The organism is Pseudonocardia sp. Ae717_Ps2, from assembly GCF_001932475.1.
Lineage (GTDB): Bacteria > Actinomycetota > Actinomycetes > Mycobacteriales > Pseudonocardiaceae > Pseudonocardia.
Map to the genome: position 1 here is coordinate 38,781 of NZ_MCIS01000012.1, position 13,894 is coordinate 52,674.

The window sequence follows — 13,894 nt, forward strand, 5'->3', positions numbered from 1 at the left end:
CTCAGCGCGCCAGAGACGGCCGATCGGGCGTCGTGCGTGTGTCGGCGTGGTGCACCGTCTCCGGTGCCCGTACCGTGGCGCTCAGCCACAGCGGAAGACCTCTCCTTCGGGGATGTTGACTCGGTCCGCCGCTGGTGCAGAGCCTCGGGTGCTGGACACACCCGGGGCTCTCGGCTTTCCGGGGCCCGACACTGGTCCTCCGGAGTCGCCGATCAGGGGCGACACGCCGGGAACGGTCGGGTCGATCTGCACGAGCTCAGGCCGCGATCGCGGTCGGGCCGGTCTCCTCCGGCGGGCACGCCGACCTGACCGCGGCGACGTACTCGGGGTATCCGCCCAGGTAGGGAGCCCGGAAGCGGACCAGCTCCTCACCCGGAGCGGACAGCAGCGCGACGCCGGGGCGGGCGACGGTGTGTTGGTCGGCCAGCTCGGCCGGGGCGCCGGGGTGCAGCAGCTCGACCGACGCCCGGTTGTCGGTGCGGAAGGAGATCCGCAGCGAGCACATGGCGCGCTCGAACGCCCCGACGATCGCGGCCTCGGCGCGCTGCACGATCAGCACCAGCCGGTAACCGGCCTTCGCTCCCTCGGCGAGCAGACGCCCGATCAGAGCGCGGATGCGCTTGCCGATCGGGTCCTTGGTCGTCGACGCGGAGTCGGCGACCCGGTAGAGCGCGGCCAGCTCCTCAAGGACGACGACTCGCAGCGGCTGGTCGGTGGTGATCGCGACGGTGTCGCGGTCGGCGGGCATCGCGGCGATGCGCGCGTCCATGTCGGCGACGAGCGCCTGGAGCAGGGCCTCGTGGGCGCCGGGGTCGTCGACACCGGAGACCTGCAGAGCAGCGTGTCGAGTCCCGGCGAACGGACGCCACAGCAGCCCGGTCGGGTCCGACCCGCAGATCGTGACCAACGGGTCGGCGGCGAGCTGCGCCAGCAGGCTGTAGGTCCAGACGCTCTTCCCAGAGCGGGTGACGCCCTGCACGATCGTGTGCGCGACATCGTCGGCCCAGGACTGCACGAGGTCCCGGGCCTTCTCGTCCACCCCGAGCGCGATCCGGCCCGGAGCGGCGGGTAGGACCAGGCTCACGGTGCCCTCGAGCGGGTCGACACCGAGCAGCTCGACCCGGGCATGGATCTGCCCCAGCGGGGAGATGCGCAGCGCGGCCGCGCCCAAATGCGGGGCGATCCGCAGCGCCACCCGGCGCAGATCGGCAACCAGCTGACCAGGCAGGAGCTTGATCGTCAGCACGGTCGGCGGGCCCAGGACGATGTCGACCAGCTGCGGCACGACAACCGTCGCGCCGGAGACGGTGTCGACCCGGCAGCACAGCCCGGCGCCCTCGCACGCCTGCCGCCACGACCACCACAGGCCATCGGCCTCACGCTCATCGACCGCCCGATCCCTCCTCGCCCAGAGGCCCATGTCAGGCCGCCTCGCCCTCAGGCTTACGACCACGCCCGACCTGCCCACGAATACCGTCCGCCGACCAGCGCGGCGGGGTGAGCTGACCGGTCTTGCGCTGCACATAGCCGGGAGTCATCACCAGGCCGTCGAAGTGCAGCGGCTGACCGAGCGAGCCCACCGCCGGGCGATCGTGGGAGGCGATCAGGATCTCGACGACAGCGCTCTTGTCCCGCTCGTCGCCCTGGTCGGCCGGGGTCAGGGCCTCAACCCGCCACAGGCCGCGACCGTGCTCGTCGGTGTCCTGGCGGCCCTGCGGGTCCGGGCGGCGCGAGCCGTCGGACAACTCGACCCACTTCGCCACCGGCGTCACAGTGCCGGTGCTGATCAGGGTCACGCGGTCGGTATCGATCGGATAGCTACGCACATCCTCCGCCTCTCGTCGCCATTCTTGCCCACTATTGGCACAAGACTAGCACGACTTGCGTCCCACTCATAGGACACGGAGATGCGAGACAATGCCCAGCATGAGACACCAAGAGCGAGAGGACCCTGTCATGACCAGCGCCCAGCGGGAGGCCCTAGACGAGCTCATCCCTCCCTCTCAGCAGACCGGCGACCTCCGCGCCGACCTCATCACCGCCGCCCAGGAGACGTGGCGCCGGCGCGGCCGAAATTCAATGCTCGGCGGACTCGTCCTGCACGCCCTCTACGAGGACGCCCAGTCCTGGCGCACCGTCGAGTACCTGACCGGCATCCCTCGGATGACCGCTCGGCGGTGGGCCACGCCCCCACAAAAAGCAGAGCCCGACGCCCAGGACCAATGACACCGGCCGGTCCACTGCACGCCTCCGGCGGCCACTGCGTGGTGCACCTCCGCTCCCGCAGCCACCGAGACAAGCATGCGGTAACCGGAGTCGGCGGGTGTCGTGAGGCTCCGGGTGGGGCTGCGGTCACGTCGGCCCCGGAGGGCAGCACGGCCGCTGCAGGGCCCGCAAGCCTGGGCAGCACGGCCGCCGGTGACCCCTGAGCCGTTGCGGGCCCTGCAGCGGCCGTGCAGGCGCAAGCGCGCCGACGTGACCGCAGCCCCACCCTCCAAGGCCAGCCCTGTCGAGGAGCTGGCACCGCAGCAGCCCGTACGCGTGGCTGAGTCGGCCGAGCGGCTTGTCAATGAGTCATTGACAAGCCGCTCACTGCTCACCGACCGGCGGTCGCCGACACCGTTCGCGACAAGACCTCCAGAACCACAGGACCTATGCATCCACTGATGATCTTCGGCCGGGCGCGGGTCTCGTGCCCGGTGTCGTCCTATCGACGACGCGGGTGTCGGTGCCGCCTTCGGCGGAGCAAGTTAGGCGTTTTCCTAAGGAAAACGACTCCCGGCAAGGTCAGCCGTCGGCGCCGGGTGCGACGCCGGGGCGGCGAGTGTCGGTGAGGCCGGTGGGTAGCCACCACTCGACGCCGAGGTCGTCGAGCCAGGCTCGTGCGGCGTCGTCGCCGGCGCGTTCGGTGATGTGGAGCAGCTCGGCCGCACGGGGCTCAACGATCTTCCAGGAATGCGGGGGGATCACCGCGACGGGCTCGCCCTCCAGGTCCTCGGCGACGATGTCCTCGTCGGACTGCTCGGGCTCCATGTCGACTCCGGTGCGCAGGTCGTGGGACCCCAGCGACCAGGTGAGCTGCTTGCGGCCACGGATCGCGGTCTCGTACTCGGCCAGCAGTGCACGGGCCTGCATGTCGGCGAGCTGCACGACGTCACCGGTGTCAGGGTTCTCGAACCGGCGGCCCACGGTGGCGTCGCGCATCAGCTCGTAGATCGAACGGGAGGTGCCGCGCGCGGCCTTCGTGGAGCCCATGACGGCCTCGCTGGCCAGACCCTTGCACACGTAGCGGGCCCAGGCCCCGGAGGTCTCGGGCATCGCGGCAGCGTCAGCGCGCTGCACGTCGACGCCGCGCTCCTCGGTGGGTGCGGGCATCCCGGCCTTGACCAACCCGGCCGACCAGCGAGCGAACCATCCGCCGGTCAATGCCTCGATCGCGTCGTCGGACATGCCCTGCTCGACAACCATGAGGATGTGCAGGTGAACGTGCCATCCGTTATCCACAGAGTGAGTGATCTCCAGGGCCCGGACCCAGCCGCGCAGCCCCAGCATCCGGTAGTCGTCCTGAGCGGCCCGGCCCTGGGTGACCTTCCCCCACGCCACGGTGAGCGCCTTGAGGCACTCGGCCAGGGAGTGCTGACGGTGGTGACGCATGGTCAGAGTGATCAGCAGCGGGTCGCCACCCTCGGCCAGGTGGTGGGCCAGGACGGTCGCGACCTCCTCCGCGCGCTTCGCCCCGATCCGCACCGAGCACTCAGGACACATCCACACCATCCCGCAGGTCCAGAGCCCAGAGAACCCAGCGATCCGACCATTCGCCCCGGTCGTGGCCTCGGCACTGGTGCCGGTGGCGTCGGTGACCTTCAAGACCACCGAGCCGTCCTCCCGGCCGCCGGGCAGACCACAGCCAGCGGAGCGGCCCTTGACCAGCGAGCGCATACCCCGGCGGATCGCCCAACGCTCAGCCCGTCGCTCGCTGCGCCGGTCCTGAACCTGGACGACGTCGGAGCGGTCGAGCTTGCCCTGAGTCTCCCGCAGCGTCAGCCAAGAGCGCACCTCGGTCCGGACAGCCTCCCGACCCTCTTCCCGATCATGGCTCTGACCAGCAGTGGAAGAGTTGTCAGTGATAGTGCCAAGGGCCTCGCTCCGCTCGGCCGCCGGGACCGCGCTCACGCCTCCGGCGCCGCGCGGCCCGGCCCCGGCTGCAGCACGGAACCAGGCAACGTCCTGCGACCCCCTCAGCGCGCCAGAGACGGCCGATCGGGCGTCGTGCGTGTGTCGGCGTGGTGCACCGTCTCCGGTGCCCGTACCGTGGCGCTCAGCCACAGCGGAAGACCTCTCCTTCGGGGATGTTGACTCGGTCCGCCGCTGGTGCAGAGCCTCGGGTGCTGGACACACCCGGGGCTCTCGGCTTTCCGGGGCCCGACACTGGTCCTCCGGAGTCGCCGATCAGGGGCGACACGCCGGGAACGGTCGGGTCGATCTGCACGAGCTCAGGCCGCGATCGCGGTCGGGCCGGTCTCCTCCGGCGGGCACGCCGACCTGACCGCGGCGACGTACTCGGGGTATCCGCCCAGGTAGGGAGCCCGGAAGCGGACCAGCTCCTCACCCGGAGCGGACAGCAGCGCGACGCCGGGGCGGGCGACGGTGTGTTGGTCGGCCAGCTCGGCCGGGGCGCCGGGGTGCAGCAGCTCGACCGACGCCCGGTTGTCGGTGCGGAAGGAGATCCGCAGCGAGCACATGGCGCGCTCGAACGCCCCGACGATCGCGGCCTCGGCGCGCTGCACGATCAGCACCAGCCGGTAACCGGCCTTCGCTCCCTCGGCGAGCAGACGCCCGATCAGAGCGCGGATGCGCTTGCCGATCGGGTCCTTGGTCGTCGACGCGGAGTCGGCGACCCGGTAGAGCGCGGCCAGCTCCTCAAGGACGACGACTCGCAGCGGCTGGTCGGTGGTGATCGCGACGGTGTCGCGGTCGGCGGGCATCGCGGCGATGCGCGCGTCCATGTCGGCGACGAGCGCCTGGAGCAGGGCCTCGTGGGCGCCGGGGTCGTCGACACCGGAGACCTGCAGAGCAGCGTGTCGAGTCCCGGCGAACGGACGCCACAGCAGCCCGGTCGGGTCCGACCCGCAGATCGTGACCAACGGGTCGGCGGCGAGCTGCGCCAGCAGGCTGTAGGTCCAGACGCTCTTCCCAGAGCGGGTGACGCCCTGCACGATCGTGTGCGCGACATCGTCGGCCCAGGACTGCACGAGGTCCCGGGCCTTCTCGTCCACCCCGAGCGCGATCCGGCCCGGAGCGGCGGGTAGGACCAGGCTCACGGTGCCCTCGAGCGGGTCGACACCGAGCAGCTCGACCCGGGCATGGATCTGCCCCAGCGGGGAGATGCGCAGCGCGGCCGCGCCCAAATGCGGGGCGATCCGCAGCGCCACCCGGCGCAGATCGGCAACCAGCTGACCAGGCAGGAGCTTGATCGTCAGCACGGTCGGCGGGCCCAGGACGATGTCGACCAGCTGCGGCACGACAACCGTCGCGCCGGAGACGGTGTCGACCCGGCAGCACAGCCCGGCGCCCTCGCACGCCTGCCGCCACGACCACCACAGGCCATCGGCCTCACGCTCATCGACCGCCCGATCCCTCCTCGCCCAGAGGCCCATGTCAGGCCGCCTCGCCCTCAGGCTTACGACCACGCCCGACCTGCCCACGAATACCGTCCGCCGACCAGCGCGGCGGGGTGAGCTGACCGGTCTTGCGCTGCACATAGCCGGGAGTCATCACCAGGCCGTCGAAGTGCAGCGGCTGACCGAGCGAGCCCACCGCCGGGCGATCGTGGGAGGCGATCAGGATCTCGACGACAGCGCTCTTGTCCCGCTCGTCGCCCTGGTCGGCCGGGGTCAGGGCCTCAACCCGCCACAGGCCGCGACCGTGCTCGTCGGTGTCCTGGCGGCCCTGCGGGTCCGGGCGGCGCGAGCCGTCGGACAACTCGACCCACTTCGCCACCGGCGTCACAGTGCCGGTGCTGATCAGGGTCACGCGGTCGGTATCGATCGGATAGCTACGCACATCCTCCGCCTCTCGTCGCCATTCTTGCCCACTATTGGCACAAGACTAGCACGACTTGCGTCCCACTCATAGGACACGGAGATGCGAGACAATGCCCAGCATGAGACACCAAGAGCGAGAGGACCCTGTCATGACCAGCGCCCAGCGGGAGGCCCTAGACGAGCTCATCCCTCCCTCTCAGCAGACCGGCGACCTCCGCGCCGACCTCATCACCGCCGCCCAGGAGACGTGGCGCCGGCGCGGCCGAAATTCAATGCTCGGCGGACTCGTCCTGCACGCCCTCTACGAGGACGCCCAGTCCTGGCGCACCGTCGAGTACCTGACCGGCATCCCTCGGATGACCGCTCGGCGGTGGGCCACGCCCCCACAAAAAGCAGAGCCCGACGCCCAGGACCAATGACACCGGCCGGTCCACTGCACGCCTCCGGCGGCCACTGCGTGGTGCACCTCCGCTCCCGCAGCCACCGAGACAAGCATGCGGTAACCGGAGTCGGCGGGTGTCGTGAGGCTCCGGGTGGGGCTGCGGTCACGTCGGCCCCGGAGGGCAGCACGGCCGCTGCAGGGCCCGCAAGCCTGGGCAGCACGGCCGCCGGTGACCCCTGAGCCGTTGCGGGCCCTGCAGCGGCCGTGCAGGCGCAAGCGCGCCGACGTGACCGCAGCCCCACCCTCCAAGGCCAGCCCTGTCGAGGAGCTGGCACCGCAGCAGCCCGTACGCGTGGCTGAGTCGGCCGAGCGGCTTGTCAATGAGTCATTGACAAGCCGCTCACTGCTCACCGACCGGCGGTCGCCGACACCGTTCGCGACAAGACCTCCAGAACCACAGGACCTATGCATCCACTGATGATCTTCGGCCGGGCGCGGGTCTCGTGCCCGGTGTCGTCCTATCGACGACGCGGGTGTCGGTGCCGCCTTCGGCGGAGCAAGTTAGGCGTTTTCCTAAGGAAAACGACTCCCGGCAAGGTCAGCCGTCGGCGCCGGGTGCGACGCCGGGGCGGCGAGTGTCGGTGAGGCCGGTGGGTAGCCACCACTCGACGCCGAGGTCGTCGAGCCAGGCTCGTGCGGCGTCGTCGCCGGCGCGTTCGGTGATGTGGAGCAGCTCGGCCGCACGGGGCTCAACGATCTTCCAGGAATGCGGGGGGATCACCGCGACGGGCTCGCCCTCCAGGTCCTCGGCGACGATGTCCTCGTCGGACTGCTCGGGCTCCATGTCGACTCCGGTGCGCAGGTCGTGGGACCCCAGCGACCAGGTGAGCTGCTTGCGGCCACGGATCGCGGTCTCGTACTCGGCCAGCAGTGCACGGGCCTGCATGTCGGCGAGCTGCACGACGTCACCGGTGTCAGGGTTCTCGAACCGGCGGCCCACGGTGGCGTCGCGCATCAGCTCGTAGATCGAACGGGAGGTGCCGCGCGCGGCCTTCGTGGAGCCCATGACGGCCTCGCTGGCCAGACCCTTGCACACGTAGCGGGCCCAGGCCCCGGAGGTCTCGGGCATCGCGGCAGCGTCAGCGCGCTGCACGTCGACGCCGCGCTCCTCGGTGGGTGCGGGCATCCCGGCCTTGACCAACCCGGCCGACCAGCGAGCGAACCATCCGCCGGTCAATGCCTCGATCGCGTCGTCGGACATGCCCTGCTCGACAACCATGAGGATGTGCAGGTGAACGTGCCATCCGTTATCCACAGAGTGAGTGATCTCCAGGGCCCGGACCCAGCCGCGCAGCCCCAGCATCCGGTAGTCGTCCTGAGCGGCCCGGCCCTGGGTGACCTTCCCCCACGCCACGGTGAGCGCCTTGAGGCACTCGGCCAGGGAGTGCTGACGGTGGTGACGCATGGTCAGAGTGATCAGCAGCGGGTCGCCACCCTCGGCCAGGTGGTGGGCCAGGACGGTCGCGACCTCCTCCGCGCGCTTCGCCCCGATCCGCACCGAGCACTCAGGACACATCCACACCATCCCGCAGGTCCAGAGCCCAGAGAACCCAGCGATCCGACCATTCGCCCCGGTCGTGGCCTCGGCACTGGTGCCGGTGGCGTCGGTGACCTTCAAGACCACCGAGCCGTCCTCCCGGCCGCCGGGCAGACCACAGCCAGCGGAGCGGCCCTTGACCAGCGAGCGCATACCCCGGCGGATCGCCCAACGCTCAGCCCGTCGCTCGCTGCGCCGGTCCTGAACCTGGACGACGTCGGAGCGGTCGAGCTTGCCCTGAGTCTCCCGCAGCGTCAGCCAAGAGCGCACCTCGGTCCGGACAGCCTCCCGACCCTCTTCCCGATCATGGCTCTGACCAGCAGTGGAAGAGTTGTCAGTGATAGTGCCAAGGGCCTCGCTCCGCTCGGCCGCCGGGACCGCGCTCACGCCTCCGGCGCCGCGCGGCCCGGCCCCGGCTGCAGCACGGAACCAGGCAACGTCCTGCGACCCCCTCAGCGCGCCAGAGACGGCCGATCGGGCGTCGTGCGTGTGTCGGCGTGGTGCACCGTCTCCGGTGCCCGTACCGTGGCGCTCAGCCACAGCGGAAGACCTCTCCTTCGGGGATGTTGACTCGGTCCGCCGCTGGTGCAGAGCCTCGGGTGCTGGACACACCCGGGGCTCTCGGCTTTCCGGGGCCCGACACTGGTCCTCCGGAGTCGCCGATCAGGGGCGACACGCCGGGAACGGTCGGGTCGATCTGCACGAGCTCAGGCCGCGATCGCGGTCGGGCCGGTCTCCTCCGGCGGGCACGCCGACCTGACCGCGGCGACGTACTCGGGGTATCCGCCCAGGTAGGGAGCCCGGAAGCGGACCAGCTCCTCACCCGGAGCGGACAGCAGCGCGACGCCGGGGCGGGCGACGGTGTGTTGGTCGGCCAGCTCGGCCGGGGCGCCGGGGTGCAGCAGCTCGACCGACGCCCGGTTGTCGGTGCGGAAGGAGATCCGCAGCGAGCACATGGCGCGCTCGAACGCCCCGACGATCGCGGCCTCGGCGCGCTGCACGATCAGCACCAGCCGGTAACCGGCCTTCGCTCCCTCGGCGAGCAGACGCCCGATCAGAGCGCGGATGCGCTTGCCGATCGGGTCCTTGGTCGTCGACGCGGAGTCGGCGACCCGGTAGAGCGCGGCCAGCTCCTCAAGGACGACGACTCGCAGCGGCTGGTCGGTGGTGATCGCGACGGTGTCGCGGTCGGCGGGCATCGGCGATGCGCGCGTCCATGTCGGCGACGAGCGCCTGGAGCAGGGCCTCGTGGGCGCCGGGGTCGTCGACACCGGAGACCTGCAGAGCAGCGTGTCGAGTCCCGGCGAACGGACGCCACAGCAGCCCGGTCGGGTCCGACCCGCAGATCGTGACCAACGGGTCGGCGGCGAGCTGCGCCAGCAGGCTGTAGGTCCAGACGCTCTTCCCAGAGCGGGTGACGCCCTGCACGATCGTGTGCGCGACATCGTCGGCCCAGGACTGCACGAGGTCCCGGCCTTCTCGTCCACCCCGAGCGCGATCCGGCCCGGAGCGGCGGGTAGGACCAGGCTCACGGTGCCCTCGAGCGGGTCGACACCGAGCAGCTCGACCCGGGCATGGATCTGCCCCAGCGGGGATGCGCAGCGCGGCCGCGCCCAAATGCGGGGCGATCCGCAGCGCCACCCGGCGCAGATCGGCAACCAGCTGACCAGGCAGGAGCTTGATCGTCAGCACGGTCGGCGGGCCCAGGACGATGTCGACCAGCTGCGGCACGACAACCGTCGCGCCGGAGACGGTGTCGACCCGGCAGCACAGCCCGGCGCCCTCGCACGCCTGCCGCCACGACCACCACAGGCCATCGGCCTCACGCTCATCGACCGCCCGATCCCTCCTCGCCCAGAGGCCCATGTCAGGCCGCCTCGCCCTCAGGCTTACGACCACGCCCGACCTGCCCACGAATACCGTCCGCCGACCAGCGCGGCGGGGTGAGCTGACCGGTCTTGCGCTGCACATAGCCGGGAGTCATCACCAGGCCGTCGAAGTGCAGCGGCTGACCGAGCGAGCCCACCGCCGGGCGATCGTGGGAGGCGATCAGGATCTCGACGACAGCGCTCTTGTCCCGCTCGTCGCCCTGGTCGGCCGGGTCAGGGCCTCAACCCGCCACAGGCCGCGACCGTGCTCGTCGGTGTCCTGGCGGCCCTGCGGGTCCGGGCGGCGCGAGCCGTCGGACAACTCGACCCACTTCGCCACCGGCGTCACAGTGCCGGTGCTGATCAGGGTCACGCGGTCGGTATCGATCGGATAGCTACGCACATCCTCCGCCTCTCGTCGCCATTCTTGCCCACTATTGGCACAAGACTAGCACGACTTGCGTCCCACTCATAGGACACGGAGATGCGAGACAATGCCCAGCATGAGACACCAAGAGCGAGAGGACCCTGTCATGACCAGCGCCCAGCGGGAGGCCCTAGACGAGCTCATCCCTCCCTCTCAGCAGACCGGCGACCTCCGCGCCGACCTCATCACCGCCGCCCAGGAGACGTGGCGCCGGCGCGGCCGAAATTCAATGCTCGGCGGACTCGTCCTGCACGCCCTCTACGAGGACGCCCAGTCCTGGCGCACCGTCGAGTACCTGACCGGCATCCCTCGGATGACCGCTCGGCGGTGGGCCACGCCCCCACAAAAAGCAGAGCCCGACGCCCAGGACCAATGACACCGGCCGGTCCACTGCACGCCTCCGGCGGCCACTGCGTGGTGCACCTCCGCTCCCGCAGCCACCGAGACAAGCATGCGGTAACCGGAGTCGGCGGGTGTCGTGAGGCTCCGGGGGGCTGCGGTCACGTCGGCCCCGGAGGGCAGCACGGCCGCTGCAGGGCCCGCAAGCCTGGGCAGCACGGCCGCCGGTGACCCCTGAGCCGTTGCGGGCCCTGCAGCGGCCGTGCAGGCGCAAGCGCGCCGACGTGACCGCAGCCCCACCCTCCAAGGCCAGCCCTGTCGAGGAGCTGGCACCGCAGCAGCCCGTACGCGTGGCTGAGTCGGCCGAGCGGCTTGTCAATGAGTCATTGACAAGCCGCTCACTGCTCACCGACCGGCGGTCGCCGACACCGTTCGCGACAAGACCTCCAGAACCACAGGACCTATGCATCCACTGATGATCTTCGGCCGGGCGGGTCTCGTGCCCGGTGTCGTCCTATCGACGACGCGGGTGTCGGTGCCGCCTTCGGCGGAGCAAGTTAGGCGTTTTCCTAAGGAAAACGACTCCCGGCAAGGTCAGCCGTCGCGCCGGGTGCGACGCCGGGCGGCGAGTGTCGGTGAGGCCGGTGGGTAGCCACCACTCGACGCCGAGGTCGTCGAGCCAGGCTCGTGCGGCGTCGTCGCCGGCGCGTTCGGTGATGTGGAGCAGCTCGGCCGCACGGGGCTCAACGATCTTCCAGGAATGCGGGGGGATCACCGCGACGGGCTCGCCCTCCAGGTCCTCGGCGACGATGTCCTCGTCGGACTGCTCGGGCTCCATGTCGACTCCGGTGCGCAGGTCGTGGGACCCCAGCGACCAGGTGAGCTGCTTGCGGCCACGGATCGCGGTCTCGTACTCGGCCAGCAGTGCACGGGCCTGCATGTCGGCGAGCTGCACGACGTCACCGGTGTCAGGGTTCTCGAACCGGCGCCCACGGTGGCGTCGCGCATCAGCTCGTAGATCGAACGGGAGGTGCCGCGCGCGGCCTTCGTGGAGCCCATGACGGCCTCGCTGGCCAGACCCTTGCACACGTAGCGGGCCCAGGCCCCGGAGGTCTCGGGCATCGCGGCAGCGTCAGCGCGCTGCACGTCGACGCCGCGCTCCTCGGTGTGCGGGCATCCCGGCCTTGACCAACCCGGCCGACCAGCGAGCGAACCATCCGCCGGTCAATGCCTCGATCGCGTCGTCGGACATGCCCTGCTCGACAACCATGAGGATGTGCAGGTGAACGTGCCATCCGTTATCCACAGAGTGAGTGATCTCCAGGGCCCGGACCCAGCCGCGCAGCCCCAGCATCCGGTAGTCGTCCTGAGCGGCCCGGCCCTGGTGACCTTCCCCCACGCCACGGTGAGCGCCTTGAGGCACTCGGCCAGGGAGTGCTGACGGTGGTGACGCATGGTCAGAGTGATCAGCAGCGGGTCGCCACCCTCGGCCAGTGGTGGGCCAGGACGGTCGCGACCTCCTCCGCGCGCTTCGCCCCGATCCGCACCGAGCACTCAGGACACATCCACACCATCCCGCAGGTCCAGAGCCCAGAGAACCCAGCGATCCGACCATTCGCCCCGGTCGTGGCCTCGGCACTGGTGCCGGTGGCGTCGGTGACCTTCAAGACCACCGAGCCGTCCTCCCGGCCGCCGGGCAGACCACAGCCAGCGGAGCGGCCCTTGACCAGCGAGCGCATACCCCGCGGCGCCCAACGCTCAGCCCGTCGCTCGCTGCGCCGGTCCTGAACCTGGACGACGTCGGAGCGGTCGAGCTTGCCCTGAGTCTCCCGCAGCGTCAGCCAAGAGCGCACCTCGGTCCGGACAGCCTCCCGACCCCTCTTCCCGATCATGGCTCTGACCAGCAGTGGAAGAGTTGTCAGTGATAGTGCCAAGGGCCTCGCTCCGCTCGGCCGCCGGGACCGCGCTCACGCCTCCGGCGCCGCGCGGCCCGGCCCCGGCTGCAGCACGGAACCAGGCAACGTCCTGCGACCCCCTCAGCGCGCCAGAGACGGCCGATCGGGCGTCGTGCGTGTCGGCGTGGTGCACCGTCTCCGGTGCCCGTACCGTGGCGCTCAGCCACAGCGGAAGACCTCTCCTTCGGGGATGTTGACTCGGTCCGCCGCTGGTGCAGAGCCTCGGGTGCTGGACACACCCGGGGCTCTCGGCTTTCCGGGGCCCGACACTGGTCCTCCGGAGTCGCCGATCAGGGGCGACACGCCGGGAACGGTCGGGTCGATCTGCACGAGCTCAGGCCGCGATCGCGTCGGGCCGGTCTCCTCCGGCGGGCACGCCGACCTGACCGCGCGACGTACTCGGGGTATCCGCCCAGGTAGGAGCCCGGAAGCGGACCAGCTCCTCACCCGGAGCGGACAGCAGCGCGACGCCGGGCGGGGCGACGTGTGTTGGTCGGCCAGCTCGGCCGGGGCGCCGGGTGCAGCAGCTCGACCGACGCCCGGTTGTCGGTGCGGAAGGAGATCCGCAGCGAGCACATGGCGCGCTCGAACGCCCCGACGATCGCGGCCTCGGCGCGCTGCACGATCAGCACCAGCCGGTAACCGGCCTTCGCTCCCTCGGCGAGCAGACGCCCGATCAGAGCGCGGATGCGCTTGCCGATCGGGTCCTTGGTCGTCGACGCGGAGTCGGCGACCCGTAGAGCGCGCCAGCTCCTCAAGGACGACGACTCGCAGCGGCTGGTCGGTGGTGATCGCGACGGTTGTCGCGGTCGGCGGCATCGCGGCGATGCGCGCGTCCATGTCGGCGACGAGCGCCTGGAGCAGGGCCTCGTGGGCGCCGGGGTCGTCGACACCGGAGACCTGCAGAGCAGCGTGTCGAGTCCCGGCGAACGGACGCCACAGCAGCCCGGTCGGGTCCGACCCGCAGATCGTGACCAACGGGTCGGCGGCGAGCTGCGCCAGCAGGCTGTAGGTCCAGACGCTCTTCCCAGAGCGGGTGACGCCCTGCACGATCGTGTGCGCGACATCGTCGGCCCAGGACTGCACGAGGTCCCGGGCCTTCTCGTCCACCCCGAGCGCGATCCGGCCCGGAGCGGGGGTAGACCAGGCTCACGGTGCCCTCGAGCGGGTCGACACCGAGCAGCTCGACCCGGGCATGGATCTGCCCCAGCGGAGATGCGCAGCGCGGCCGCGCCCAAATGCGGGGCGATCCGCAGCGCCACCCGGCGCAGATCGGCAACCA

General features: G+C 70.8%; 17 protein-coding genes and 1 pseudogene. 3 read left to right on the forward strand and 15 right to left on the reverse strand.

All coding sequences use genetic code 11. The features are described 5' to 3' along the window. Window positions 1-256: 256 nt before the first annotated feature. Both Ae717Ps2_RS32560 and Ae717Ps2_RS37730 read right to left on the reverse strand, forming a co-directional pair. Window positions 257-1,420: an FtsK/SpoIIIE domain-containing protein gene (locus tag Ae717Ps2_RS32560; protein ID WP_075334790.1), complete on the reverse strand. Its 1,164-nt coding sequence runs from the start codon at window positions 1,418-1,420 to the stop codon at window positions 257-259. Window position 1,421: 1 nt separating this feature from the next. Further along, window positions 1,422-1,826, reverse strand: a complete 405-nt coding sequence (locus Ae717Ps2_RS37730) for a hypothetical protein (protein ID WP_158071614.1) — start codon at window positions 1,824-1,826, stop codon at window positions 1,422-1,424. A gap of 130 nt (window positions 1,827-1,956) precedes the next feature. Here Ae717Ps2_RS37730 and Ae717Ps2_RS32570 point away from each other — a divergent pair, with 130 nt between their 5' ends. After that, window positions 1,957-2,226 carry a hypothetical protein gene (locus Ae717Ps2_RS32570; protein WP_075313538.1) on the forward strand — a complete coding sequence of 90 codons (270 nt, stop codon included), beginning with the start codon at window positions 1,957-1,959 and terminating at the stop codon, window positions 2,224-2,226. Window positions 2,227-2,787: 561 nt separating this feature from the next. Here Ae717Ps2_RS32570 and Ae717Ps2_RS32575 read toward each other — a convergent pair. The 3 genes from Ae717Ps2_RS32575 to Ae717Ps2_RS37735 form a co-directional block, all read right to left on the reverse strand. Beyond that, window positions 2,788-4,056 carry a protein rep gene (locus Ae717Ps2_RS32575; protein WP_143510859.1) on the reverse strand — a complete coding sequence of 423 codons (1,269 nt, stop codon included), beginning with the start codon at window positions 4,054-4,056 and terminating at the stop codon, window positions 2,788-2,790. A gap of 437 nt (window positions 4,057-4,493) precedes the next feature. Then, window positions 4,494-5,657 carry an FtsK/SpoIIIE domain-containing protein gene (locus Ae717Ps2_RS32580; protein WP_075334790.1) on the reverse strand — a complete coding sequence of 388 codons (1,164 nt, stop codon included), beginning with the start codon at window positions 5,655-5,657 and terminating at the stop codon, window positions 4,494-4,496. Between the two features lies 1 nt (window position 5,658). Further along, the gene (locus tag Ae717Ps2_RS37735) at window positions 5,659-6,063 is read right to left on the reverse strand and encodes a hypothetical protein (protein WP_158071614.1); all 405 of its coding nucleotides are present in this window, start codon (window positions 6,061-6,063) and stop codon (window positions 5,659-5,661) included. 130 nt (window positions 6,064-6,193) lie between these two features. On the opposite strand from Ae717Ps2_RS37735, the gene Ae717Ps2_RS32590 reads away from it, so the two are divergent. Beyond that, window positions 6,194-6,463 carry a hypothetical protein gene (locus Ae717Ps2_RS32590; protein WP_075313538.1) on the forward strand — a complete coding sequence of 90 codons (270 nt, stop codon included), beginning with the start codon at window positions 6,194-6,196 and terminating at the stop codon, window positions 6,461-6,463. A 561-nt stretch (window positions 6,464-7,024) separates the two neighbouring features. Here Ae717Ps2_RS32590 and Ae717Ps2_RS32595 read toward each other — a convergent pair. The 5 genes from Ae717Ps2_RS32595 to Ae717Ps2_RS37750 form a co-directional block, all read right to left on the reverse strand. Further along, window positions 7,025-8,293: a protein rep gene (locus Ae717Ps2_RS32595; protein WP_143510859.1), complete on the reverse strand. Its 1,269-nt coding sequence runs from the start codon at window positions 8,291-8,293 to the stop codon at window positions 7,025-7,027. A 437-nt stretch (window positions 8,294-8,730) separates the two neighbouring features. Beyond that, complete coding sequence (locus tag Ae717Ps2_RS32600) at window positions 8,731-9,222, reverse strand: hypothetical protein (protein WP_075334798.1); 492 nt, start codon at window positions 9,220-9,222, stop codon at window positions 8,731-8,733. Then, window positions 9,158-9,487, reverse strand: coding sequence for an FtsK/SpoIIIE domain-containing protein (locus Ae717Ps2_RS37740; protein ID WP_075334799.1), 330 nt, complete (start codon window positions 9,485-9,487; stop codon window positions 9,158-9,160). Before Ae717Ps2_RS37740 ends, Ae717Ps2_RS32600 begins: the two co-directional genes overlap by 65 nt. 403 nt (window positions 9,488-9,890) lie before the next feature. Then, window positions 9,891-10,049: a hypothetical protein gene (locus Ae717Ps2_RS37745; RefSeq protein ID WP_158071613.1), complete on the reverse strand. Its 159-nt coding sequence runs from the start codon at window positions 10,047-10,049 to the stop codon at window positions 9,891-9,893. 23 nt (window positions 10,050-10,072) lie between these two features. Further along, window positions 10,073-10,294 (reverse strand): hypothetical protein, encoded by a 222-nt coding sequence (locus tag Ae717Ps2_RS37750; protein ID WP_075334800.1) that lies wholly within the window; start codon window positions 10,292-10,294, stop codon window positions 10,073-10,075. Window positions 10,295-10,424: 130 nt separating this feature from the next. Here Ae717Ps2_RS37750 and Ae717Ps2_RS32615 point away from each other — a divergent pair, with 130 nt between their 5' ends. Then, window positions 10,425-10,694 (forward strand): hypothetical protein, encoded by a 270-nt coding sequence (locus tag Ae717Ps2_RS32615; protein WP_075313538.1) that lies wholly within the window; start codon window positions 10,425-10,427, stop codon window positions 10,692-10,694. Between the two features lie 477 nt (window positions 10,695-11,171). On the opposite strand, the gene Ae717Ps2_RS32620 is transcribed toward Ae717Ps2_RS32615, so the two are convergent. The 5 genes and pseudogenes from Ae717Ps2_RS32620 to Ae717Ps2_RS40690 all read right to left on the reverse strand — a co-directional run. Continuing rightward, entirely contained in the window at window positions 11,172-11,612 is a 441-nt protein-coding gene (locus tag Ae717Ps2_RS32620) for a hypothetical protein (protein WP_075334801.1), read from the reverse strand. Window positions 11,613-11,789: 177 nt separating this feature from the next. Then, window positions 11,790-12,056, reverse strand: coding sequence for a hypothetical protein (locus Ae717Ps2_RS32625; protein WP_075334802.1), 267 nt, complete (start codon window positions 12,054-12,056; stop codon window positions 11,790-11,792). A gap of 67 nt (window positions 12,057-12,123) precedes the next feature. Continuing rightward, the gene (locus Ae717Ps2_RS32630; RefSeq protein ID WP_143510863.1) at window positions 12,124-12,510 is read right to left on the reverse strand and encodes a hypothetical protein; all 387 of its coding nucleotides are present in this window, start codon (window positions 12,508-12,510) and stop codon (window positions 12,124-12,126) included. Window positions 12,511-13,055: 545 nt separating this feature from the next. Further along, entirely contained in the window at window positions 13,056-13,370 is a 315-nt protein-coding gene (locus tag Ae717Ps2_RS32635; protein WP_075334804.1) for a hypothetical protein, read from the reverse strand. Window positions 13,371-13,440: 70 nt separating this feature from the next. After that, window positions 13,441-13,737 (reverse strand): annotated as a pseudogene (locus Ae717Ps2_RS40690) (FtsK/SpoIIIE domain-containing protein); the annotation flags it as partial. Between the last annotated feature and the right edge of the window lie 157 nt (window positions 13,738-13,894).

What these genes read in the sequence shown, in the direction of transcription:
- Ae717Ps2_RS32570 (WP_075313538.1), top strand. Translation starts at nt 1,957, where the DNA reads ATGACCAGCGCCCAGCGGGAGGCCCTAGACGAGCTCATCCCTCCCTCT.
- Ae717Ps2_RS32590 (WP_075313538.1), top strand. Translation starts at nt 6,194, where the DNA reads ATGACCAGCGCCCAGCGGGAGGCCCTAGACGAGCTCATCCCTCCCTCT.
- Ae717Ps2_RS32580 (WP_075334790.1), bottom strand. Translation starts at nt 5,657, where the DNA reads ATGGGCCTCTGGGCGAGGAGGGATCGGGCGGTCGATGAGCGTGAGGCC.
- Ae717Ps2_RS32615 (WP_075313538.1), top strand. Translation starts at nt 10,425, where the DNA reads ATGACCAGCGCCCAGCGGGAGGCCCTAGACGAGCTCATCCCTCCCTCT.
- Ae717Ps2_RS32560 (WP_075334790.1), bottom strand. Translation starts at nt 1,420, where the DNA reads ATGGGCCTCTGGGCGAGGAGGGATCGGGCGGTCGATGAGCGTGAGGCC.
- Ae717Ps2_RS32600 (WP_075334798.1), bottom strand. Translation starts at nt 9,222, where the DNA reads ATGCCCGCCGACCGCGACACCGTCGCGATCACCACCGACCAGCCGCTG.